Source organism: Gluconobacter aidae (assembly GCF_009547075.1).
GTDB lineage: Bacteria > Pseudomonadota > Alphaproteobacteria > Acetobacterales > Acetobacteraceae > Gluconobacter > Gluconobacter aidae.
Genome location: NZ_WIPH01000001.1, coordinates 37,903 through 61,309, shown reverse-complemented (window position 1 = coordinate 61,309; position 23,407 = coordinate 37,903). Strand labels below are relative to the sequence as shown.

Here is a 23,407-nt window from a genome sequence, read left to right as displayed (position 1 = left end):
CCATGTCGGGACTGTCCCGTGTCGATACTTCTGCGATGGCCCGCTGGTGGCGGAACCTGGACCGTGTGACGCTGGCCTGCGTCGGCCTGCTGATTGGCCTGGGCTATGTCCTGATGCTGGCGGCCAGTCCTGCGGTAGCCTCGCGTATCGGCGCCTCGCGCAACATGTTCATTCTCAAGCAGGTAATCTTCCTGGCACTGGCTGGAGCGATCGTGCTTGGAACGTCCTACCTGTCCCGGCAGGCCATCAAGAAACTCGCGATTATCGGCGGCATCATAGCGCTCGGTGCCACGGCCATGACGCTGGTGCACGGCATGGAAATCAAGGGCGCGCGACGCTGGATTGCGCTGCCGATGATGTCGGTCCAGCCCTCGGAGTTCCTCAAGCCCTGCTTTGCGGTCGTGACCGGCTGGCTGCTCTCGGCGCGCCGTTCCGTCGTGATGTGGGGCAATATCGCCTTCCCCGGCATGCTGATTGCCTTCCTGTGCTTCGGGGTCATTCTGGTCCTGCTGAAATCCCAGCCCGATATCGGAATGCTGTCCGTCATCACGATGGTCTTCATGACCCAGCTTTTCGTGGATGGTCTCAAACTCTACTGGGTTGGCCTGTGCGTTGCGGGCATGGCGGGTGCCTTTGCGGTCGCCTATATCGTCTTTCCGCACGTGCAGTCCCGCGTGCAGCGCTTCCTGCATCCTGATGTCGGTGACCACTACCAGATTGACACCGCATTGCGGGCGTTCGGAAATGGCGGCCTGCTGGGCCGCGGGCCTGGCGAAGGCCGCGTGAAGGATCTGCTGCCCGACGCCCATGCCGACTTCGTCTTTGCGGTCGCGGGTGAAGAATACGGTCTGATCCTGTGCATCGGGATCATCCTGCTGTTCGGGATCATCGTACTGCGCACCCTGCTCAAGCTGATGCACGAGGATGACCCGTTCGTTATCGTGTCCGCTGCAGGTCTGGTGACAGGCTTCGGCCTTCAGGCCTTCGTCAACATGGGTTCGACATTGCATCTGATCCCGACAAAGGGCATGACCCTGCCCTTCATTTCCTATGGTGGCAGTTCGGCAATGTCGGTGGCCCTGACCATGGGTATGGTTCTGGCGCTGACACGTCATCATGTCGGCCAGAGCCGGATTGGTCAGAGAACCTCTGCGCCTTACGGTCAGGGACCACTGTTTGAGAGGAACGCGCCGTGAGCCGCCCCATCGTTATCGCCGCCGGTGGCACAGGCGGACATTTCTTCCCGGCCGAAGCCGTCGCAACCGTACTCGCGGAACGGGGTCACGACCTTGTCCTGATGACAGACGCCCGGCACGGACGACGCGAAACCGGCCTGTTCAAGGACCGTCCGCAATACGTGCTGGACGGCGCAGGCGTGGCGGGTAAAGGCATTGGCGGAAAAGTCCGTGGCGTACTAGCCCTGCTGCGCGGCATGATGAGCGCGCGCCGTATCCTCACCTCGCTGGATGCCGCGGCGGTTGTGGGTTTCGGCGGCTATCCGTCCATCCCGCCCCTGACCGCGTCACGCCTTCTGCCTTCCGCAAAGCGTCCGCAGATGGTCATTCATGAAGGCAATGCCGTGCTCGGACAGGCCAATGCCTTCCTGTCCCGCTTTTCTCCGCTGATCGCCACGTCCTACGCGAAGGTCGCCCGTCTTCCTGAAAATGCCCGGACAACCCTGACCGGCATGCCCGTCCGTGAAGGCATCGAGGCTCTGTTTGGTCATGTCTATGCCCCGCCCGAAGACAGGATCAATCTTCTGGTCTGGGGTGGCTCCCTGGGCGCACGCGTGTTCTCCGAAATCGTGCCACAGGCGCTGGCTGCTCTTCCCGAAGACTTCCGCAAACGCCTGAAAGTCACGCAGCAGATCAAGGCCGATGATCTGGAGCGCGTCCGCGCCATTTACGAAAATGCGGGGATCGAAGTCGAGGCTGCTCCCTTCTTCACGGATGTTCCGGCCTGTCTGAAAAACGCCCATCTCGTGATCGGGCGCGCAGGCGGTTCTTCGGTTGCGGAACTGGCCATGGCCGGTCTGCCGTCCATTCTGGTGCCGCTGCCCATCGCCGCGTCCGATGAACAGGGTGCGAATGGTCAGGCGCTCGTCGATGCCGGTGCGGCCTGGATGATCCGACAGCCCGATTTCACGCCCCCAGCTCTGACGGCTCTGCTGACAGACCTGTTTTCCCATCCTCAAAAGCTCGAAAACGCAGCAAAAGCCGCTCATCTGTGTGCGCGCCCTCATGCTGCCGCAAAAGTCGCTGATCTGATTGAATCCGCCCTGCGGTCCTGATCCCTGTTTTTATCGTTCCTGCCCAAGAGTACCTGCCCCATGCGCGCCCTGCCCCTGAACATCGGAACCATTCACTTCGTCGGTATCGGCGGCATCGGCATGTCCGGCATCGCCGAGGTCCTGCACATGCTGGGCTACAAGGTGCAGGGTTCCGATATTGCCGAAGGTGCCAATGTGCAGCGCCTGCGCCAGGCCGGGATTGTCGTGCATATCGGCCATGACGCCGCCAATCTGGGCGACGCCCAGGTTGTCGTGACCTCCACTGCCGTGAAAAAGGACAATCCGGAAGTCGTGGCCGCGCGTGCCAAGCTCATCCCGGTCGTGCGACGTGCGGAAATGCTGGCCGAACTGATGCGCCTGCGCTGGTCCGTCGCCATCGGCGGCACGCATGGCAAGACAACCACGACCAGCCTCGTGGCCTGCGTGCTTGAGCATGCCCGTCTGGACCCGACCGTCATCAATGGCGGCATTATCGAAGCTTACGGCACCAACACGCGCATGGGTTCGGGCGACTGGATGGTCGTCGAGGCCGATGAAAGCGACGGGTCCTTCCTGCGCCTGCCCGCCGTCATCGCGGTCGTGACGAACATGGATCCGGAGCATCTGGATCACTGGGGCACGGAAGAGGCCATGCAGGCCGGCTACGACCAGTTCGTCTCGAACATTCCGTTCTACGGTTTCGCGGTCCTGTGCGTGGATCACCCGCAGGTGCAGCAGATGATCCCGCGCCTGTCCGATCATCGCGTCATCACCTACGGTTTCAGCCCGCAGGCCGATATCCGCGCCGAGAAGGTCGTCATGGACAAACGCGGCGCGACATTCGAAGTCGTGGTCACCAATCGCCAGCGCAACCGCTCGCGCCGCGCCGGTCCGTTCCGCCTGCCGATGCTCGGACACCACAACGTCCTGAACTCGCTCGCGGCCATCGCCGTGGCGCTTGAAATGGAAATCAGTGATTCCGTGATCGCGTCCGCCCTGACGACCTTCAAGGGCGTCAAGCGCCGCTTCACCCGCACGGGCGAGTATGATGGCATTTCCATCATCGACGATTACGGCCATCACCCGGTTGAAATCGCCGCCGTGCTCAAGGCCGCCCGTCAGGCTGGTGCCCGCAACGTCATCGCCGTCATGCAGCCGCACCGCTATTCGCGCCTGAAGGTCCTGTTCAACGAGTTCTGCACCTGCATGAACGATGCCGACACGGTCATCGTGGCTGACGTCTATGCCGCAGGCGAAACGCCGATCGAAGGCGCGGGCCGTGATGCGCTCGTCGAAGGCCTGCGCGACCGCGGCCACCGTTCCGTCGTACCACTCCCCGATCCGGCCCATCTGGCGGAAATGATCAACGCCATCGCCAAGCCGGGCGATTACGTCGTCTGCCTTGGCGCCGGCACCATCACTCAGTGGGCGCAGGCCCTCCCCGCCCAGCTCGAAGCCCTGAACCGCCAGCCCGCAACCGAAGGCGCGGCATGACGGGCAGCAGCAATTTTCCCGTCACGGGCCTGCGCGGCAGACTGACCCCGAACGCCCCGCTCGGCCCCCGCGCATGGTTCCGGGTCGGTGGCCCGGCGGACTGGCTGTTCGTCCCCGAAGACCAGGATGATCTCGCCCTTTTCCTGCGCGAAAAGCCGGCCACCATGCCGGTTACGGTTCTGGGCGCGTGCTCGAACGTTATCATCCGCGACGGCGGCATTGCTGGCACGGTCATCCGTCTGGCACGCGGCTTTGCGGACATCACTGTTCAGGGCAACAGCCTGATCGTCGGCGCGGCCGCCCTCGACATCACCGTGGCCGAACATGCCGCCGCTGCCGCTCTGGCAGGACTGGAGTTCCTGGCCGGCATTCCCGGATCGATCGGGGGCGCCGTCCGCATGAATGCGGGTGCCTACGGGTCAGACCTCAACGCCGTTCTCGAATGGGCGGACATCCTGACGGCTGAAGGCGATCTGCGACGTCTGTCCCATGACGACCTCGGTTTTGCCTATCGTCATTCGGAGCTTCCCGAAGGCAGCGTGGTCATCCGCGCCAGCCTGCGCGGCACACCGGACAACGCAGATGCCATCCGCAGCCGCATCGCGGATATCCGGGCCTCGCGCGAGGCCTCACAGCCCGTACGGGCGCGAACCGGCGGCTCCACCTTCCGCAACCCCGAAGGCCACAAGGCCTGGCAGCTCATCGACGAAGCCGGATGCCGTGGTCTTCAGATCGGCGATGCGCAGGTCAGCGAAAAGCACTGCAATTTCCTGCTCAATCTGGGACAGGCCCGCAGCGCGGATCTGGAAACGCTGGGCGAAGCCGTCCGCGAAAAAGTGCTGGCACAGAGCGGCGTGGACCTGCATTGGGAAATCAAACGCATCGGGCGCAGATCCGAAGGAGAACAGACGGTATGAAGGTCGCAGTCCTGTTGGGAGGAACATCCAGTGAGCGGCCTGTCAGTCTCGTCAGCGGCGAGGCTGCAATCGAGGCCCTGCGCGAAATGGGACACGACGTCACCCCGATCGATGTCGGACCGGATATCGCAACGACCATCGCCAGCCTGAAAGCCGCCGCACCGGACGTCGTTTTCAATGCCCTTCACGGCCCGCGTGGCGAGGATGGTGCCATTCAGGGCGTTCTGGAATGGCTTGGCCTGCCCTACACCCATTCCGGCATCCGTGCCTCGGCCGTGGCAATGGACAAGGGCGCAACCCGTATCCTGCTTGCCGCCGCCGGTCTGCCCGTTGCGCAGGGACGTGTCGTGACGGTTGAAGAGCTGGCCGAAGCCGATCCGCTCCCCACGCCTTACGTCATCAAGCCGGTCGCCGAAGGCTCCTCCGTCGGTGTGGAGATCGTGCGGACGGGAGACAACCGTCGTGCCGAAATCGCGCGGAACTGGCGTTTCGGGAAGGAGGCGCTGGTCGAGAGCTTCATCCCCGGCCGCGAACTAACCGCTGGCGTCATGGGAGACCGGGCTCTGGCCGTCACGGACATCCTGCCCAGCGAAACGGCCGCGTTTTATGATTTCGAGGCCAAATACAAGGCTGGCGGCTCGCGTCACGTAGTCCCTGCGGAGCTTCCACAGGCGGTGACGGACCGTGCGCTCGATTACGCTCTGCGCGCCCATCAGACACTGGGCTGTCAGGGGGCCAGTCGCACGGATTTCCGCTACGACGAGGGCACCGACACGCTGGTCATCCTCGAGGTCAATACACAGCCCGGCATGACGCCGACATCCCTGCTGCCGGAACAGGCCGCCTATTGCGGGATTTCCTATCCGGAACTGTGTGACTGGATGGTCCGGGAGGCACTGGCGCGCTGATGCGGGAGGATCCGTCCTTTCAGAGAGACGATTTTGTCCGGGAGCGTTTTTCCGGGGCCCTGCCGCCTCAGGAAGACCGTCCGTCCCGGGCCAAGCTGTTCTGGCGCCGACAGCGGCGGCTGGTCCGGCCTGCGATCGTGTTTCTGGTTGTGATGGGAATTGCCGGTGCGGGCATTCGCCTTCTGTATGACGCAGCCTCCGAAGAGCGCTTCGCCCCGCTGCGGGCACGGCTGGTCGAAATGGAGCCGTTGCCCATCCGCCACATCGTCATCAACGGTCGCGGCATGACCAGCGAAGCCTCGATCCAGGAAGCGCTGGGCACATCCGTCGGACGTCCGATCTTTGGATTTTCCGTTGAGGCCGCACGGCAGCGGCTGGATGAACTGCCGTTCATCGACCATGCAACAGTCGAACGCCACATGCCCGATACCGTCATCATCACGCTTGTGGAGCGCACGCCGATCGCCGTCTGGCAGGATCGCGGGCATTTCATGCTCATCAACCGGGCGGGAGAGAAAGTCTCCGATCAGGGCCTGACCGGGAAAAATGCGCAGGCTTTTCTGCAACTGCCTCTGGTTGTGGGTGAAGGTGCGAATACGGCAGCCGCCAGTGTGATCGATGCCCTGAACAAGGAACCGCTGGTCAAAAGCCAGGTCACGGCCCTGATCCGCGTGGGCAACCGGCGCTGGAATGCCACACTCAGAGACGGTACGACCGTGATGCTGCCTGAAGGAGAGGAAGCCGCGGCATTCACCCGTCTGGCCCGCTATCAGCAGAGCATGCGCCTGCTGGAACGCCCGGTCCAGTCGATCGATCTGCGCCTTCCGGACCGGATGGTCGTCCACCAGCCGCCTCAGGCAGCTCCGCCCCCGGATGGCGCAAAGCCCGATCCGTCCTCACCGTCACCACCAGCAGACAGCACGAAGCAGCCATGAACGACCACAACTCCATGTCAGATCTTCCGGCATTCCGGCGCCGGGGCGGTCTGAGGGGCCGGTCCCTCATTCCCGTCGGCGGCGAACGTGACGTCAGCGTCAACCGCGTCCCGCGTGACATCCTGCCGCTTCCTCCGGAGGAAACCCAGCGGAACGTCAGCTGGCGTCCGGGTATTTTCGGTGCGCTGGACATCGGCACGACGAAAATGACCTGCCTGATCGGCAAGGGCGAACCGGATGGATCCATTCAGGTTCTGGGCCATGGATGGCGCCGTTCCCACGGCATCCGTTCGGGCTCCATCGTTGATATCCGCGAAGCCGAAGCCGCGATCCGGGCCACGGTCGGACAGGCCGAGGAATCTGCCGAACGGCGCATGGATTCGCTCGTCGTCAACCTGTCCTGCGGCCGCCCGCTGAGCCGTCTGGTCGACGCGCAGATTCCCATCGGCGGCCGCGAAGTCACCGCCGGTGACGTGCAGCGCCTGATCGCCGAAGGACAGGCCCGTGCCTGGATGGAAGGCCGCGAAGTCATCCATACGCTCCCCATCGGATATGTCGTGGATTCCATTCCGGGAATCGCAGACCCGATCGGGCATCAGTGCGAAGAACTGGCCACCCGGATGCATGTCGTGGACATGAATTCCAGCGCCTTGCGCACTCTGGATGCCGTCCTGCAACACGCCGAACTGAAGCTGGACGGGCTGGTCGCGAGTCCCTTTGCCTCCGGTGTGTCGGTCCTGGCTGCTGAAGAGCGCGAACTGGGCGTGACCGTAGTGGAAATGGGTGGCGGCACCACGTCTCTGGCCGTTTTCTGTGAGGGCAAACTGCTCCACACGGCCCAAATCCGGGTTGGCGGCCTGCATGTCACGCGCGACATTGCCGGCGTGCTCTCAACGTCTCTGGAGACGGCTGAACGCCTCAAGACGATGTATGGCGCGGCCCAGATGGGTTCCGATGACCAGCGTGAAATCCTGTCAGTGCCGCTGATCGGCGAGAACAGCGACCGGCTGGTCCGGCTTCAGCGCTCCAAGGTCATTTCCGTCATCCAGCCCCGGATCGAGGAAACGCTCGAACTCGTGCGGCAGTCGCTCGATAATGCGGGACTGGGGCGCCTGGCCAATGGTCGGGTCGTACTGACAGGCGGTGCATCGCTTCTTGAAGGAATCGTGCCCGTTGCCACCCGCATTCTTGGCCGGCCTGTCCGGATGGGGAAACCCCAGAACATTTACGGCCTGCCCGAGACAGCCGCGGCTTCGGCAGGATTTTCAACCGCTGCGGGGCTTCTGGCCTGGGCAGCGGGGGCGGATCGGGATTTCGGAGATATTTCCGTTCCTGAACCCAAACCTCGCGGACTTGTTAAACGTCTCGTAGGCTTCATACGCAACAATGTGTAGTCTACTACAGATCATAACGCCCACACCTGTCGCTTTCATGAAGTTCCGGACCAGATCATGACGCTGAACCTTACTCCTACTCCCAATTCCCACGTTGAGCTGGCGCCACGGATTACCGTGATCGGCGTTGGCGGCGGCGGCACGAATGCCGTCGACAACATGATCGCGTCTGAACTCAAGGGCGTGGAATTCGTCGTTGCCAACACCGACGCCCAGCAGCTTGCCCACTCCAAGGCCGAACGCCGCGTCCAGCTTGGCCCGCATCTGACGCGCGGTCTGGGTGCAGGCGCCAAGCCGGAAATCGGTCGCGAGGCCGCCGAAGAAGCCGCACAGGAAATCGACCGTCAGCTTGAAGGCGCGAATCTGGTCTTCATCACGGCCGGCATGGGCGGCGGCACGGGCACGGGTGCGGCTCCGGTCATCGCGCGCATGGCGCGTGAGCGCGGCGTCCTGACGGTCGGCGTTGTTTCCAAGCCCTTCAATTTTGAAGGCCGCCGCCGTACGACCGCCGCAGAGAACGGCATTGCCGAACTACAGAAGCACGTCGATACGCTGATCGTCATCCCGAACCAGAACCTGTTCAATTCGGCAACGCAGAACACGACGTTCCGCGAAGCCTTCCGGATGGCCGATAATGTCCTGAACATGGGCGTTCGCGGCATTACGGATCTCATGGTCTCCCCTGGCCTCATCAATCTCGACTTCGCGGACGTCAAGGCCGTGATGGAAGAGATGGGCAAGGCCATGATGGGGACAGGCGAAGCCTCCAGCGAGGAAGATGCGGAAGACCGTGCCGTACTCGCAGCCGAGCGCGCGATTTCCAACCCGCTGCTGGAAGATGCCTCCATGGCAGGCGCGCGTGGCCTGCTCATCAACATCACCGGTGGCGAAGACCTGACGCTGTACGAAGTCAACGCTGCCGCGGATCGCATCCGTGAGGAAGTGGCCGATGATGCCAACATCATCTTCGGCGCGCTGATCGACGAAAAGCTGAACGGACGTGTCCGCGTGTCCGTCGTTGCAACCGGCATCGACACACAGCCGCGTCAGGATCCTTCAGCTCCGGGCGCGGAAACCCGTCAGGCCGCTGCGCCGCAGACGAACACGGGAACGACGGCTCCCCGTGAGAGCGCGGGGAGCCGCACGGCGGCGTCTTCGTTCCAGCCGGGTTCGACCTATGCCGGCGGCCCGCCGCGCCCGAATTTCGCGATTGATCCCCAGCAGCAGTCGGCTCAGAACACAGCCCAGCAGCCACAGCAGGAAGCCCCGGCGACCCAGCCCGCGGCCACTGAAACCCAGACGCCCCATCAGGAAAACACCCACCAGCCTTCTCCCCGGGCCGGTCTGTTCTCCGATCCGTCCCGCCATGCCCCGCCGCCGCAGCCCGAAGCGCCGCGGAGCCTGTTCGGCATGGTCACGGGCGCCTTCCGCAGCCGCCCGCCCCAGCCGCAGCAGACCCAGCAGACAACACAGCGTACGGAGCCCAGCACACGTGAGGCGTATCCGCAGCAGCCCACCCAGCAGCAGGAACAGCCACCCGGCAATACGGACGATTCCAACCTGGATATTCCGACCTATCTGCGCCGCTGATCGTCTTTCCCCCTCGTGCACACCATGAGGGGGAAATATCCGGCAACAATCGTTGACTGGAACTGACGCCCGGTATCTGTTTTCTAGTCCCCGGAATCAGATTTTTCGGAGGCTTTATGCAGGTTACGCCAACGCATGGCGGCAGCACGACGAAAGGCGTTGAGGCAGGACAGCCGGAAACGGTCTCTGCCCTTGATGGAACGCCTTCCCGCCCGGAGCGCGGCAGCTCGAAAAACCTGCAGACAACCCTTGCCAACCCCATTCACTGTCAGGGTATCGCCCTGCACAGTGGCGTAACCGTCGATCTGGTTCTCTCCCCCGCCCCCGTAGATACCGGCGTCAGGTTCCAGCGTTCGGACATCGAGGGCTCCCCCTCCTTTCCCGCGCTCTACGACCATATCGTGGACACCCGTCTTTCAACGGTTGTCGGCTGCCCCACCGATCCCTCCCTGCGTGTTGCCACGATCGAGCATCTCATGGCGGCCCTCAACGCCTGTGAAATCGACAATATCCTCGTTGCGGTCAGTGGCCCCGAACTGCCCGTTCTCGATGGCGCGTCGGATGCCTTTGCCTTCCTGATCCGCTGCGCCGGCCGCAAAACACTGGACAAGCCCCGTCAGGTCATCGAGATCCTGCGCAACGTCCGGGTCGAAGGCGAGAACGGCGCTTTTGCCGAACTGCGCCCTGCCCAGCGCGGCCTCTCCCTGGCCATTTCACTGAGCTTCCCGGCGCAGGCCATCGGAAACCAGCGTTACGCCATCCAGCTTGATGAACGTCGTTTCATGGAAGAACTCGCGTTCTGCCGCACCTTCGTCAACCGCAAGGACATCGAGTATCTGCAGAGTATCGGACTGGCGCGCGGCGGCTCTCTGGACACGGCCGTCGTCGTGGATGGAGAAAATATCCTCAATCCCGCCGGCCTGAAAATCGAGCGCGAGTTCGCCCGCCACAAACTACTTGATGCGATTGGCGACCTCTATTGCGCCGGCCACCGGATGCAGGCCGGATTTATTGGTCACAAATCCGGCCATACGCTCAATAACAGGCTTCTGCGGGCGGTTTTTTCCGATGCCGCCAACTGGCGTTTCGTCCCCACGGGCTCGTCGTCGCGAGCCGTCACCAAGGCCCTGCGCGCGCGCGTTGCTGCCTGAGACACATGGCAGGTCTTTCGTCAGCGCATTCCCGTGATATAAGACGGGCTTCCACGGGAAGAGCAGGTATGACAAGCAGCACTCAGCGTCATTTTGAAGCATCGGTCATGAATGGTGGTTTCATTCTGAGAGCTGCGGCTGTCAGCGGGTTTCTGCTGCTTTCCGGCTGTTCGCTGTTCTCGCATCAGCATGAAAAGCCCGCGATTCCCAAAACCGCCGATGCCGAGACCCTGTACAATTACGGGATCGATGCCCTGCACACGGGCCATTACGAACTGGCCGGCGGTGAATTCGAACTGCTCCAGCAGAACTATCCCTATTCCGGATTCACGGGTAACGCCGAGCTGATGGAAGGATATGCCTACTACCTTCAGGGCGAATACGCGCTTTCGGTTCAACAGCTCGAACGCTACCTCCAGCTGCACCCGACCAGCCCGGACGCGGCCTATGCCTTCTATCTGCGCGCGCTCTGCTATTACGAGCAGATCGCGAATGTCGAGCGTGACCAGCAGGGCACCGTTGAGGCCCTGGACGCGCTGGAAGAGGTCATCACCCGCTTCCCGCAGACATCCTATGCCCGGGACGCCCAGCTGAAGATCGATCTGTGCCGCGACCATCTGGCCGGCAAGGAAATGCTGGTCGGCCGCTGGTACCAGCAGCAGCGCAACTATGAGGCCGCCATGACCCGCTACCAGCGCGTCGTGCAGGACTACCAGACGACCAACCACGTCGCCGAAGCGCTGGAGCGTCTCGTGGAGGTCTATCTGGCCCTCGGCCTCAAGGATCAGGCGCACCAGACCGCCGCCGTTCTGGGCTACAACTATCCCGACAGCCAGTGGTATCGTTATGCCTATAATGATCTTCGGGAAAACCACCTGCTCAAGAACGACCTCAAAAAGCCCGTCACTCATCCCGGAGAGCAGGCTCACCGCGGCTTCTTCTCCCGCATCTGGCACAGCGTCTTCTGACATCGTCCCTTTGAAACGGGACGACATGCTCCCGATATTGCTGTCATGCTGACACATCTCTCGATCCGTGACGTCGTTCTGATCGAAAAGCTCGATCTTGGTCTCGCTCCCGGTCTGACGGTCCTGACCGGCGAGACCGGAGCCGGCAAGTCCATCCTGCTCGACAGTCTGGGACTGGCCCTTGGCGAGCGTGCCAGCGGAGGTCTCGTCCGCTCGGGCGCGACCCAGGCCAGTGTTTCGGCCATTTTCGAAGTCGCCGCCGATCATCCTGTCTTTGCCCTGCTCGACGAGCACGGCATCGCGCGCGAAGACCCGACGGACCCGGTGGTCCTGCGCCGTATCGTCACTTCGGATGCCCGTTCCCGCGCCTATATCTGCGATCAGCCGGTCGGGGTTGGCCTGCTGCGCCGTGCGGGCGCCCGTCTCGTGGAAATCCAGGGCCAGCACGAACAGATGGGCCTGGCGGACCAGAGTACCCATCTCGATCTGTTGGATGCTTTCGGGATTGCCCCATCCCTGCGGGAAAAAACGGCCCGGACCTTCCGGCAGTGGGCCGCGGCCCGCAGCGCCCTGAAAGCGGCGCGTAACGACATGGAAGCCGCGGCCCGCGAGGAAGAATGGCTGCGTCAGACTGTCGATGACCTGGAGCGGCTGGCCCCCCAGGAAGGCGAAGAGGATGCTCTCGCGGCAACGCGCGTCAGCCTTCAGCGCGATGAGCGTCGCGGCGAAGCCGTTGCCGCAGCACTCTCGGAACTGACCCCGCGTGACCGCCGCTCTTCCGCGCCCGCTGCCGCCCTGCGCTCCGCCAGCCGCGCCCTTGCCCGGCTTCTGCCCGCCCCTACGGAGACGGAAACGCTTTCCGACAGCCACCAGACACAGGCCCAGGACGCGCTCGACGCCCTCGGAAAAGCAGAAGAAGCCCTGGCCGAAGCCGAAATGCTGCTGAGCCGTCTGGCCGCTGATACGGAAGGCGACCCCCGCCTTCTGGAGGAAACGGAAGAGCGGCTTTTTGCTCTTCGTGCCGAGGCCCGCAAACACAATGTTTCCGTTGCAGAACTTCCCGGTTTTCTTGCCGAACTGAAAAGACGGCTCGCGGCCCTCGATTCCGGCAACGCTGAACTGGCGCGTCTGGAAACGGCCCTGACCGAAGCGCGCCTTGCTTATGAAGATGCGGCCCGCACGCTCTCCGCCGCCCGGAAAAAAGCCGCCGAGAAGCTGGAAAAGGCCGTCAGTGCCGAACTGCGCCCCGTCAAGCTGGAGCGCGCCCGCTTCATCGTCTCGCTCCTGCCGCTTGAGCCCGATCACTGGAACAGTCAGGGCATGGAACAGGCTTCCTTCCTGATCGCCGCCAATCCCGGACAGTCGCCTGGACCTCTCGCCAAAGTGGCCTCCGGCGGTGAACTGTCGCGTCTCATGCTTGCGCTGAAAGTGGTGCTTGCGGAACGCTCCGATGTCGGGACGCTGGTGTTCGATGAAGTCGATTCCGGCGTCGGCGGCGCCACGGCCTCCTCGATCGGCGACCGGCTGCACAAAGTCGCGCAGGATGTACAGGTTCTGGTCGTCACCCACAGCCCGCAGGTCGCGGCGCGTGGCGACCATCACCTGCGGATCGCCAAGCGCGTCCGCAATGACCGGACCGAGACCCTGGCCGAACCCCTGCCCCACGACGCCCGGCGCGAGGAAATCGCCCGGATGCTTGCGGGCGACATCATTACCGACGCAGCCCGAGGGGCTGCCGACAGCCTTCTGGGACATCAGATTTCATGACAACCGCCCCTGTTTCCGCCGCCGAGCGTCACGCTGCACTCGAAGCGGACCTCGCGCGGTGGGACGAGGCCTATCACGGACGCGACGAGCCGGAAGTTTCCGATGCCGTCTATGATGCTGCGCGTCGTGAACTTCTGGCGCTGGAAGAGGCATATCCGGATCTCCGCTCCACAGAAGGAGCCAGCCAGCGGGTGGGCGTCACACCCGATTCCGCTTTCGGCAAATATCGCCATCTTGTTCCCATGCTGTCGCTCGACAATGTTTTCGATCCGGAAGGTTTCGATGGCTTTGTCTCGCGTGTGGGTCGCTTTCTCGGCCTGGACGAGGACGGACTTCAGGCCCTCCAGTTCGTGGCCGAGCCCAAGATCGACGGCCTCTCCATCAGCCTGACCTACGAGCACGGACGTTTCGTGCGCGGGACCACGCGCGGAGACGGCATCGAAGGCGAAGACGTCACGGCCAACCTGCTGACCCTGAAGGATATTCCACGTGAACTGCCCGGCGGAGCGCCCGAACGGATTGAAATCCGTGGCGAAGTCTTCCTCTCCAAAAGCAGCTTCCTGACCCTCAACGAACAGCAGGTCTCACGCGGAGCGAAGCCTTTCGCCAATCCCCGCAACGCCGCAGCCGGCTCCCTTCGCCAACTGGATGCGGAAATCACCCGCAGCCGTCCGCTGTCCCTCTTCGCCTATGCGCAGGGGTACACGTCCTCGCCGGTTGCGACGACACACTGGGACTATCTGGAAAAACTGCGGAGCTGGGGGTTCACGGTCAATCCGCTGTCCCAGATGATTGCCCATGCCCGCGACATCCCGGCCTATGTGGACAGGCTGGCGCGCGAACGCTCGGAGCTGGACTATGACATCGACGGCATCGTCTTCAAACTGGACGATCTGAGCCTTCAGGATCGTCTCGGCTTTGCCGGCCGTGCCCCCCGCTGGGCCATCGCATGGAAGTTTCCTGCCGAACAGGCCATCACGCGCCTGCGGGAGATCGAGATCCAGGTCGGCCGCACGGGCGCCCTGACACCCGTCGCGCATCTTGAGCCCGTGAATGTCGGCGGCGTCATCGTCTCGCGCGCGACCCTGCACAACGAAGACGAAATCGCCCGCAAGGACGTGCGCGTCGGGGATCTGGTCCGCCTGCAGCGCGCCGGAGACGTGATCCCGCAGATCCTCGGCCCCGTCCCCAGCGAGGGGGCCCGTTCGGAGCCTTTCGTCTATCCCGACCACTGCCCCGTCTGCGGATCGCTCGCCGAGCGCGTGCATGGTGAAGCCGTCCGCCGGTGCACAGGCGGTCTGACCTGCGAAGCGCAGATCGTGGAGCGCCTGATCCACATGGTGTCACGCAATGCGTTCGACATCGACGGGCTGGGCGAACGCAGCATCCGTGAGTTCTACGACGCCGGCTACATCCGCAGGCCCGGTGACATTTTCCGCCTGCGCCAGCACGAAGAGGCCCTGCTCCAGCGTGACGGCTGGGGACGGCTATCGGTAGACAACCTTTTCCGCGCCATCGACGACCGCCGCTCCATTCCCCTGTCCCGGCTGATATTCGGGCTTGGCATCCGAAGAATCGGAGAACGCAACGCCCAGCTTCTGGCACGGCATTACCAGACCTTCGAAAACTGGCGCACCGCCATGCTGGCCGCACGACCGGACTCCGAAGAACGCGCCTCCCTGGGCGCCATCATGGGCGTGGGAGATGCGATCGCCGATGAACTCTCCGCCTTCTTCTCCGAAAGCCACAATATCGAGACCCTCGATGATCTGGCGTCGGAGCTGACGGACATCATTGCCGAAGAAGCGCCCTCGGAAGGGCATCTTTCCGGCAAGGTCATTGTCTTCACCGGCACCCTGACCACCATGAGCCGCCCGGAAGCCAAGGCCATTGCCGAGCGTCTGGGAGCACAGGTGACGGATAGCGTATCGAAAAAGACCTCTCTGGTCGTGCTGGGCGAAAAAGCCGGTTCCAAGGCCAGGAAAGCCGCGGAACTCGGGATCGAGACCGTCGATGAAAGCGGCTGGCGCGTTCTGGCGGGGCTGTAACAGAACTGCAAAACCGGAACCGTGAGAAAGTTGGTAACATCCCACTTTTTCAGGGTATAACGCCTTCCGCATGTCAGTCTCCCCTTCCTCCCAGCACCAGATTGTCCTTCTCCTGCTGGGCCTTGTCGCCACGGTCGCGCTGATTGGCGTCTCCGTGCTGATCTCGCTGTCCGAAATCTCCTTTGCCGCCGCGCGCGACGTGCGGCTGCGCTCGCGGGCGGAAGCGGGCGACCCACGGGCCGTTGCGTTCCTCAAGTTGCGCCGCAACAGCGGTCAGGTCATCACCGTCCTTCAGATCTGTCTCAATGCCGTGGGTGTTCTGGGCGGCATCATCAGCGAATCCATGCTGAGCGACCCCATTGCGGAGGGCTTCCAGGCTTTGGGCACAGGCCCGTCACTCGCCAGCAAGCTCGGTTCCGCCTGCTCGTTCATCCTCATCACCGGCCTGTTCGTCCTGTTCGCGGATCTGCTTCCCAAGCGGATCGCGATGAATGCGCCGGACCGGATCGCCCTCAAGGTCGGCTGGTTCCCCGCCGTCGCCCTCAAGATTCTCTATCCGGCCGTTCTGGTTTTCTCGAAGATTTCCGACTGGCTGCTCAAACTGCTCAAGATCCCGGCCGCAGCCACCGTAGAGCCCGTAACGCCCGAAGATCTGCGAGCCATTCTTGCGGCGGGAACAGCTTCTGGTGTGCTTCTGGAAGAAGAACACCAGATGATCCAGAACGTCCTGGGCCTTCAGGACCGCGCCGTGACGTCCGCCATGACCCCGCGCGATGAAATCGTGTTCCTCGACGTGCAGGAAAGTCCGGAAAGCCAGCGCGACAAGGTCCGGGTCCGTCCCTATTCCCGCTATCCGCTGTGTGATGGTGGCCTCGACAAGGTCATCGGTTCCATCCGTGCCGAAGACGTGCTGGTCGCTGTCGTGGACGAACCGCAACCCAAAAGCACCGGCCTGGCCCCCGTGGCCAGCCAGATTTTCAAGATGCGACGTGATGTCCTGTCCCTGCCCGACACGCTGAACCTGTGGGAAACCCTGGCCCAGTTCGAAGCCCACTCCGCTGGCTTCGCGCTGATCGTCAATGAATACGGTCTGGTTGTCGGCCTCATCACCTACAAGGACATCATGGGCGCGCTGATGGACGGTCTGGTCAGCCCGTTCGAGGAGCAGGCCATCGTCCGCCGCGATGACAAATCCTGGCTGATCGACGGCGCCGCCCCCATCGGCGACGTCATCCGCGAACTGGACATTCCCATGTTCGACGATGCCCAGAATTTCGACACGGTTGGCGGCTTCGTCATGAACCGTCTGCGCCGCATGGCCCGCAAGGCGGACAGTGTGCAGTCTTCGGGCTTCCGCTTTGAAGTTGTTGACGTGGAAGGTTTCAGAATCAACCAGTTGCTGGTCACACGACTGAACTGACTTCCAGTGCGGGATGGAGACTGCTTAGATCACACCATGACCGATCTAAGCCGCTCCGCTCTCATCCTTGTCGATATCCAGAATGACTTCCTGCCCGGCGGCGCGCTCGCCGTTCCGGACGGAAACAGTATTTTTGAAGCCGTCAATGCGCTTGCCGGACATCCGTTCAGGGCGGTCATCGCGACGCAGGACTGGCATCCTTCCCAGCACTGTTCCTTCAGCACGCAGGGTGGCCCCTGGCCCGTTCACTGTGTTGCCGGCACTCATGGCGCGGATTTCCCGCCAACGCTCCTGCCGGAGCCGGTGACGCATATCATCCGCAAGGGTGTGTTACGGGAACGGGACAGCTATTCAGGGTTTCTCGATAATGACCGTGCAACCTCGACCGGGCTGGACGGGTTATTAAAGGGGCTGGACATAGAGCACGTCGTGATCTGCGGCCTCGCACTTGATTACTGCGTGATGGCCACCGCGCTGGATGCCGTGCAGTACGGCTATCGCACAGAAGTGGTTCCACAAGCCTGCCGGGGTATCGCACCAGACCCCGGCGATGTGCTGAATAAACTTGAAAAACAGGGTGTTCTGTTCAAAAGCCTGAACACTTTCTGAAGGTCGAAACAATGCGGACAACCAGACTCCTTCCTGTCATTCTCGCGCTTGCGACACTCCAGACAGTCTCGGCGGCGACACCACCGACAACGGCTGAACTGGCAGCCGAAAACGGGTTCAGACAGGCCTATCAGGCCATGTTGACCCTTCCGTCATGGGTAACGACAGCACAGGCGACATCCGTACCCGTCAACACCTTCAATCTCGGGGGCAAGCCCTACATTCTGGGCCATATGTGCCGGCCCCATGACTGTGCCGCGGAGCAGCTGGAAGTCGTATTCGCGAAGGATCATTCAGCAGCCTGGGGCCTTCTGAGCCTCAAGGGCGAGACGTCGCTCCAGCAGGACTTTCTGGGCGCACCGGACGCAGCCATGCAGAAGGTTCTTCTCAAAGCCTATCAGGATAATAATCCATCAGACTGAAATTAAAGGAAATCAGGCGCCAGTTGAGCCTGGGGAATGGCTGGCGCGCCCTACTGGATTCGAACCAGTGACCCACAGCTTAGAAGGCTGTTGCTCTATCCAGCTGAGCTAAGGGCGCATCAATGAAGCCATTAACTGGTCGGGGCGCCCGGACTCGAACCGGGGGCCTCTTGTACCCAAAACAAGCGCGCTACCAGGCTGCGCCACGCCCCGAACCGGCCGGAACCTAGGATGTCTGACCGGTCGAGGCAAGGGGGTTTTTTATTCGCCTTCACTTCTCACGAGCGGAGGCACGAAAAGCGGCGCCGTATCCCACGGGAACAGGACCCAGGTGTCCTGAGCGACTTCCGTCACGTAATGATCGGTGAAGGGCTTGCCTTCGGGCTTGGCGTAGAGGCAGGCGAACACGGCCTTAGGCAGCAGTTCACGCACGATACGGGCGGTTACACCCGAATCCACGAGATCGTCCACGATCAGGAAGCCTTCACCATCGCCGGCGGCAACAGGCGGCTTGACGACCTTCGGCTCGTGCTGCGTGCCTTCCTCGCCGGCATAGCTGATGACCGAGACGCTCTCGATCAGGCGGCAGCCCATTTCGCGCCCGAGAATGGCGGCGGGGATCAGGCCACCACGGGTAATGGCAACGATTCCACGGAAAGGACCATGCTTCTGCATGAGGGTTGCGGCCAGAAGACGCGCGTCACGATGGAGCTGGTCCCAGGTGACGGTCGCATAATGAACGGTTTGGGGGGGCTGATTGGCTGTCATGGTCTTCCTCTGCCTTCCGTCTCGTAATTTTGCAATAAACTTGAGCGACGGAAATGCCTAAAGTGCCGCAATGATCGATCCGGCCCTGTGCTCTCTCCCCGGCCTTCCGTCCCTGATTGTCGGAAGAATTTTCTCACAGCTCTCAGCGAGCACCATGACGATCGCCATCGGATGGCAGGTCTACGAGCTGACACATGACGTAGCGTCTCTGGGCTATCTGGGTCTGGCCCAGTTCCTGCCCATGGTGCCGCTGACCTTTGTCGCCGGTCATGTCGCGGACCGCTTCAACCGGCGCAGCATCGTCCTGATCTGTCAGGTCTGCGAAATCCTGGCTACCGCGATCCTGGCCTTCGGCGCCGCGTTTCATCTGCTGACAACAGGCGCCATCTATACGTTTGCGGCGTTCTACGGTGTTCTGAGAAGCTTCGAGATGCCGTGCCAGCAGGCTTTCCTGCCCGCAATCGCCCCACCCGCCCTTCTTCCCCGGGCACAGGCCACGCTTTCGTCGCTGTTCATGACTTCCTCCATTGTCGGGCCAAGTCTGGGCGGTCTTCTCTACGGCATCGGACCAGTCGTCTGCTACGCACTCTCCACGGTCGGGTTCACAGTAGCTTTTGCCGGAACATTCTCGCTCAGACTGCTTCATACCGTTCCGGCTAAGGAACCGATCACGTTTGCTTCGGTCTTTGCGGGTCTGTCCTTCCTCAATCGCCGCCGGGACCTGCTGGGAGCCATCACTTTAGACCTTTTTGCCGTGCTGCTGGGGGGTGCCACAGCCATGCTGCCAGTCTACGCGGACGGCATCCTGCATGTCGGACCGATCGGTCTGGGACTGCTGCGTGCGGCCCCTGCCCTCGGGGCGCTTCTGATGTCCTGGGGCCTGTCACGCTATCCCCTGAAGGGTCGAACTGGCCTCATCATGTTCATGGCTGTCGTCATGTTCGGCATTGCGACGATCGTCTTTGGCGCATCCCACACGGTCTGGCTCTCGATCGTGGCCCTGATGGTTCTCGGAGCCTCTGACGTCGTCAGCGTGGTGATCCGCTCTTCGCTGATCCAACTAGCCACACCGGATTCGATGCGCGGGCGGGTCTCGGCGGTAAACACGCTGTTCATCGGCTCCAGCAATCAGCTCGGCGAATTCGAAAGCGGCATGCTCGGTACCGCGATCGGACCGGAAGCCGCCGTCATTGCCGGTGGTATTGGGACTATTCTGGTGGCGGCTATCTGGGCCCGCTTCTTTCCCCGCCTGTGGACGCTCGATCGTCTGGAAGACATCTTCCCGGAAGAGCCGTAAGCCCAGAAACGCAAAAAACTCCCGAGAGGGAGCTTTGTTTGCGGCCGGAGCAGCTTTCCGAAGGAAAGGCTGGCTCCCGAAGTAGGACTCGAACCTACGACCCAGCGATTAACAGTCGCTTGCTCTACCAACTGAGCTATTCGGGACCGGCGAGGTGGTATGTAGCCAAATGGCCGGGGTCGGTAAAGCCCCTAAATGAACTTTTTTTGTCGATTTTTTCGTTTCTCTTCAAAGACCTGAGAAAAACCGTCATTTTTCAGAGTTCTTCGCGCCCCCGGGTCGCGAGCTGATCCACGCGCTCATTATTTTCATCGCCTGAATGACCCTTGACCCAGAGCCAGTCGATCTCATGCGGTTTCGCGGCTTCCAGAATCCGCTGCCACAGATCCATATTGGCCACGGGATCACCTGCCGCATTCCGCCACTTGCGCCGCACCCAGCCCGTATGCCAGCGGGTGATGCCGTTGCGCAGATACTCGCTGTCCGTATGCAGCGTCACGATGCAGGGGCGTTTGAGCGCTTCGAGCGCCTCGGCCGCCGCTGTCAGTTCCATACGGTTGTTAGTCGTCTCCGGGTCGCCGCCCAGGAGTTCCTTTTCCTGACCGCGGCAAACCAGAAGCGCCCCCCATCCGCCGGGACCCGGATTGGGTTTGCATCCTCCATCCGTCCAGATTTCCACCCGGGGACGTTCTCCAGACGCCTCAGACATGAGACGTGCTCTGGAAATGACGCAGGCGCCGCAGATAGGCCAGCGGATCCTTGCGGGTCACCAGCGCATCTGCGGGGGTGTTGATCCAGTCGTAAAGCCGTGTCAGCAGAAAGCGGATCGCAGCGCCCTGACACAGGGTCGGAAGAGCGGCTTTCTCTACATCGCTGAGCAGACGAATACTCTCATAACCCTGAAGGATCGCAGCGGCGAAAGACGGTTCAAATGTCTTTTCATCGCGAAAGCACCAGGCGTTCAGACAGATGGCCAGATCGTAAGCCAGAAAGTCCGTACAGGCGAAATAGAAGTCGATCAGCCCGGACACCTGGCCGTTCTGAAAGAAAACGTTATCCGGAAACAGGTCTGCATGAATCTGACCGCGCGGCAGAGCCTCCGGAGATGGCCATGCACCTTCAACCTTCTGCAGGGCAGCCCGTACCTCTGCCGTCAGACCCGGTGACAGCGCATCTCCGCTCTCCCCACAGCTTTCAAGCAGGGGCCCCCATGCCGCCGGAGAGAGCGCATTCGGCCGGACCGCATCATAGCCCTCGCCTGCGTTATGCAACCGGGCCAGTGCCTTGCCGAGCTCCAGACACAGGCCTGCATCAAGCTGGGTTGCAGAGACGCCGGGAAGAAATGTCGTGATGGCAGCGGGACGGTCCGCGAGACTCCGAAGGGCATTCCCGCTCCGGTCCGATACGGGAAGCGGACAGTTCAGCCCCCTGCCCGCCAGATGCTGCATAAGCCCCAGAAACCACGGGAGATCAGCCGCACTCACCCGCCGCTCGAACAGCGTGAGAATGAAATCCCCCTTCGTCGTACGGAGGAGGAAGTTACTGTTTTCGACCCCCTCGGCGATGCCATGAAACGAGACCAGATTTCCGATCTCGTAAGTGCCAAGAAACGCGTCGAGCGTCTCGGCCGCCAGTTCCGTATAGACGGCCATGAGAAATCAGTCGTCCTCGCCAGCCAGCGGACCGGGCAGACGGAAGTTGATGTTCTCTTCCTTGACGATCCGCTCTTCGATCTTGAGCGTGTACTTCTCGGCCAGAGCCGACACCATTTCCTGCACGAGGCTCTCGGGAGCAGACGCACCGGCACTGATGCCCAGCGTTTCCACGCCTTCAAGCACACTCCAGTCCAGATTCTCGAGTTTCGGCACCAGCAGCGCCCGACGCGCGCCCGACCGCTCAGCCACTTCCCGTAGACGCTGCGAGTTAGACGAGTTGGGCGAGCCGATCACGATCACAAGATCGCTCTCGGGTGCAATGGCCTTCACGGCTTCCTGACGGTTGGTCGTGGCATAGCAGATGTCTTCGCGCTTCGGCCCTTCAATGAGCGGGAAGCGCGAGCGCAGGATGTCCACGATCTCGGCCGTGTCATCGACCGACAGCGTGGTCTGCGTGATGAAGGCCAGCTTGGCGGGATCTTCCGGCTGGATCGTACGGGCTTCTTCCGCATCATTGATGAGCGTGACCGCACCCGGCGGGAGCTGGCCCATCGTGCCAACAACTTCCGGATGGCCCGCATGGCCGATCATGAGGATATGGAGCTGGTCCGGACCACCGCCCGCGAAATGACGCTCGGCTTCACGATGAACTTTGGAAACCAGCGGGCAGGTCGCATCCAGATAGAGCAGATTGCGGCGCTGGGCCTCTGCCGGAACCGCCTTGGGAACGCCGTGAGCCGAGAAAACGACATGTCCGTCTTCCGGCACTTCATCCAGTTCCTCGACGAAAATGGCGCCCTTGGCTTCCAGCCCTTCCACGACGGTCCGGTTATGGACGATCTCGTGGCGGACATAGACCGGAGCGCCATAACGGCGCAGGGCCTCTTCCACGACACGGATGGCACGGTCCACGCCGGCACAGAATCCACGCGGACCGGCGAGCAGGACGCGAAGGGTTTTATGGGCTTCCACACCGTCGGTGCGGGAAGGAGCGAAAGTCGTCTGTTCTGACATGGTGTTCCCCAAGCGGGCGGAGTTCGATATGTAGGACCAGTATCGACCGGATTGCCTCTCGTCGCAACGTCCGGGCCGCTTTGTTGGGAGTTTCTTCAGCTGATGCCAGCCATCCGGCGCTTCGCCTCGCCCCTGTTTGCTCCGGCTTTTGCCCTTGTGGCGCTTTCGAGTCTGGCCGGCTGCGACGAATCCAACCCGAGTTTCTTCGCACCTGCCTGCCCGACGCTCGATATCCCGGGTTCGGCAGCGGACCAGTTCGTCTATGACGGCAAGAGCGCGGATATCGGCAGTCTCGTCAGCCATGCCCAGATCGCCTCCCTCTCCGGGGATTGCGAACGTGGTCCTGACGGCCCGCATGGCCACCAGACGGTCCGCACGCGCCTGAGCCTTGCGATGAACCTGACCCGTGGTCCGGCTGCGACCAGCAGCACGATCGACGTGCCGTATTTCATCGTCATCATGCGTGACGGTAAGATCGTGGACAAGAAGGTCTTCACCGACAGCTTCCGCTTCCCGGCCAATGTCAGCACACAGTCGGTACGGACGAACCTGCGCCTGATTGATCTTCCCGCCACGGGAAACATGACGCAGGAAAATCCCTACACGCTTGAAATCGGCTACCAGCTGACACATGGCGAACTCGGGTATAACCGCGAGCATCTCGCACCGGTCTCCTTCCACAGCCACACACAGTAACCAGAACGCCGGGTCAGCCCTTCAGACACAGGCGGCAGCCCGTTATTTCATGATAACGGACTGTCGCGAATGGCCCGGCATACGG

Annotated in this window: 21 protein-coding genes and 3 tRNA genes; 17 read left to right on the top strand and 7 right to left on the bottom strand. The window is 62.2% G+C overall.

All coding sequences use genetic code 11. The features are described from left to right. The first annotated feature begins 2 nt into the window (after positions 1-2). From GFJ39_RS00305 to GFJ39_RS00235, 15 genes are all read left to right on the top strand, one after another. Positions 3-1,196 carry an FtsW/RodA/SpoVE family cell cycle protein gene (locus GFJ39_RS00305; protein WP_062456885.1) on the top strand — a complete coding sequence of 398 codons (1,194 nt, stop codon included), beginning with the start codon at positions 3-5 and terminating at the stop codon, positions 1,194-1,196. Next, entirely contained in the window at positions 1,193-2,290 is a 1,098-nt protein-coding gene (gene murG, locus GFJ39_RS00300) for an undecaprenyldiphospho-muramoylpentapeptide beta-N-acetylglucosaminyltransferase (protein ID WP_062456882.1), read from the top strand. Before GFJ39_RS00305 ends, murG begins: the two co-directional genes overlap by 4 nt. 39 nt (positions 2,291-2,329) lie before the next feature. Next, positions 2,330-3,763: a UDP-N-acetylmuramate--L-alanine ligase gene (murC, locus tag GFJ39_RS00295; protein ID WP_153429059.1), complete on the top strand. Its 1,434-nt coding sequence runs from the start codon at positions 2,330-2,332 to the stop codon at positions 3,761-3,763. After that, the gene (gene murB / locus GFJ39_RS00290) at positions 3,760-4,680 is read left to right on the top strand and encodes a UDP-N-acetylmuramate dehydrogenase (protein WP_153429058.1); all 921 of its coding nucleotides are present in this window, start codon (positions 3,760-3,762) and stop codon (positions 4,678-4,680) included. The genes murC and murB overlap by 4 nt, the downstream gene beginning before the upstream one ends. Next, positions 4,677-5,588, top strand: a complete 912-nt coding sequence (locus tag GFJ39_RS00285; RefSeq protein WP_153429057.1) for a D-alanine--D-alanine ligase — start codon at positions 4,677-4,679, stop codon at positions 5,586-5,588. The genes murB and GFJ39_RS00285 overlap by 4 nt, the downstream gene beginning before the upstream one ends. Beyond that, positions 5,588-6,523 (top strand): cell division protein FtsQ/DivIB, encoded by a 936-nt coding sequence (locus tag GFJ39_RS00280; protein WP_153429056.1) that lies wholly within the window; start codon positions 5,588-5,590, stop codon positions 6,521-6,523. The genes GFJ39_RS00285 and GFJ39_RS00280 overlap by 1 nt, the downstream gene beginning before the upstream one ends. Next, positions 6,520-7,917 (top strand): cell division protein FtsA, encoded by a 1,398-nt coding sequence (gene ftsA / locus GFJ39_RS00275; protein WP_153429055.1) that lies wholly within the window; start codon positions 6,520-6,522, stop codon positions 7,915-7,917. The genes GFJ39_RS00280 and ftsA overlap by 4 nt, the downstream gene beginning before the upstream one ends. Positions 7,918-7,974: 57 nt before the next feature. Then, the gene (gene ftsZ / locus GFJ39_RS00270) at positions 7,975-9,507 is read left to right on the top strand and encodes a cell division protein FtsZ (protein ID WP_153429054.1); all 1,533 of its coding nucleotides are present in this window, start codon (positions 7,975-7,977) and stop codon (positions 9,505-9,507) included. Positions 9,508-9,623: 116 nt separating this feature from the next. Continuing rightward, positions 9,624-10,658 carry a UDP-3-O-acyl-N-acetylglucosamine deacetylase gene (gene lpxC, locus GFJ39_RS00265; protein ID WP_153429053.1) on the top strand — a complete coding sequence of 345 codons (1,035 nt, stop codon included), beginning with the start codon at positions 9,624-9,626 and terminating at the stop codon, positions 10,656-10,658. A 107-nt stretch (positions 10,659-10,765) separates the two neighbouring features. After that, positions 10,766-11,626 carry an outer membrane protein assembly factor BamD gene (locus GFJ39_RS00260; RefSeq protein WP_407645846.1) on the top strand — a complete coding sequence of 287 codons (861 nt, stop codon included), beginning with the start codon at positions 10,766-10,768 and terminating at the stop codon, positions 11,624-11,626. Positions 11,627-11,671: 45 nt separating this feature from the next. Continuing rightward, positions 11,672-13,393, top strand: a complete 1,722-nt coding sequence (gene recN, locus GFJ39_RS00255; protein ID WP_153429051.1) for a DNA repair protein RecN — start codon at positions 11,672-11,674, stop codon at positions 13,391-13,393. Continuing rightward, complete coding sequence (ligA, locus tag GFJ39_RS00250) at positions 13,390-15,441, top strand: NAD-dependent DNA ligase LigA (RefSeq protein ID WP_153429050.1); 2,052 nt, start codon at positions 13,390-13,392, stop codon at positions 15,439-15,441. Before recN ends, ligA begins: the two co-directional genes overlap by 4 nt. A 70-nt stretch (positions 15,442-15,511) precedes the next feature. Next, positions 15,512-16,861 (top strand): hemolysin family protein, encoded by a 1,350-nt coding sequence (locus GFJ39_RS00245; RefSeq protein WP_153429049.1) that lies wholly within the window; start codon positions 15,512-15,514, stop codon positions 16,859-16,861. A 36-nt stretch (positions 16,862-16,897) separates the two neighbouring features. Continuing rightward, entirely contained in the window at positions 16,898-17,470 is a 573-nt protein-coding gene (locus tag GFJ39_RS00240) for a nicotinamidase (protein WP_153429048.1), read from the top strand. 11 nt (positions 17,471-17,481) lie between these two features. Continuing rightward, positions 17,482-17,892, top strand: a complete 411-nt coding sequence (locus GFJ39_RS00235; RefSeq protein ID WP_153429047.1) for an Ivy family c-type lysozyme inhibitor — start codon at positions 17,482-17,484, stop codon at positions 17,890-17,892. Between the two features lie 41 nt (positions 17,893-17,933). On the opposite strand, the gene GFJ39_RS00230 is transcribed toward GFJ39_RS00235, so the two are convergent. The 3 genes from GFJ39_RS00230 to gpt all read right to left on the bottom strand — a co-directional run bounded on the left by GFJ39_RS00230 (position 17,934) and on the right by gpt (position 18,660). Further along, positions 17,934-18,010: transfer RNA gene (locus GFJ39_RS00230), tRNA-Arg, on the bottom strand. An 18-nt stretch (positions 18,011-18,028) separates the two neighbouring features. Beyond that, positions 18,029-18,105: transfer RNA gene (locus tag GFJ39_RS00225), tRNA-Pro, on the bottom strand. A 48-nt stretch (positions 18,106-18,153) separates the two neighbouring features. Beyond that, entirely contained in the window at positions 18,154-18,660 is a 507-nt protein-coding gene (gpt, locus tag GFJ39_RS00220; RefSeq protein ID WP_153429046.1) for a xanthine phosphoribosyltransferase, read from the bottom strand. A gap of 70 nt (positions 18,661-18,730) precedes the next feature. Between gpt and GFJ39_RS00215 the strand changes: the two genes are divergently transcribed. Next, complete coding sequence (locus tag GFJ39_RS00215) at positions 18,731-19,957, top strand: MFS transporter (protein ID WP_153429045.1); 1,227 nt, start codon at positions 18,731-18,733, stop codon at positions 19,955-19,957. Positions 19,958-20,027: 70 nt separating this feature from the next. Here the strand turns inward: GFJ39_RS00215 and GFJ39_RS00210 are convergent. From GFJ39_RS00210 to ispH, 4 genes are all read right to left on the bottom strand, one after another. Further along, a tRNA-Asn gene (locus tag GFJ39_RS00210) sits at positions 20,028-20,103 on the bottom strand. 110 nt (positions 20,104-20,213) lie between these two features. Beyond that, positions 20,214-20,666 (bottom strand): ribonuclease HI, encoded by a 453-nt coding sequence (gene rnhA, locus GFJ39_RS00205; RefSeq protein WP_011251770.1) that lies wholly within the window; start codon positions 20,664-20,666, stop codon positions 20,214-20,216. After that, positions 20,659-21,609 (bottom strand): homoserine kinase, encoded by a 951-nt coding sequence (locus GFJ39_RS00200; protein ID WP_153429044.1) that lies wholly within the window; start codon positions 21,607-21,609, stop codon positions 20,659-20,661. Before GFJ39_RS00200 ends, rnhA begins: the two co-directional genes overlap by 8 nt. 6 nt (positions 21,610-21,615) lie before the next feature. Further along, complete coding sequence (ispH, locus tag GFJ39_RS00195) at positions 21,616-22,626, bottom strand: 4-hydroxy-3-methylbut-2-enyl diphosphate reductase (protein ID WP_153429043.1); 1,011 nt, start codon at positions 22,624-22,626, stop codon at positions 21,616-21,618. 102 nt (positions 22,627-22,728) lie between these two features. On the opposite strand from ispH, the gene GFJ39_RS00190 reads away from it, so the two are divergent. Then, positions 22,729-23,322, top strand: a complete 594-nt coding sequence (locus tag GFJ39_RS00190) for a hypothetical protein (protein WP_153429042.1) — start codon at positions 22,729-22,731, stop codon at positions 23,320-23,322. Positions 23,323-23,407: the final 85 nt, after the last annotated feature.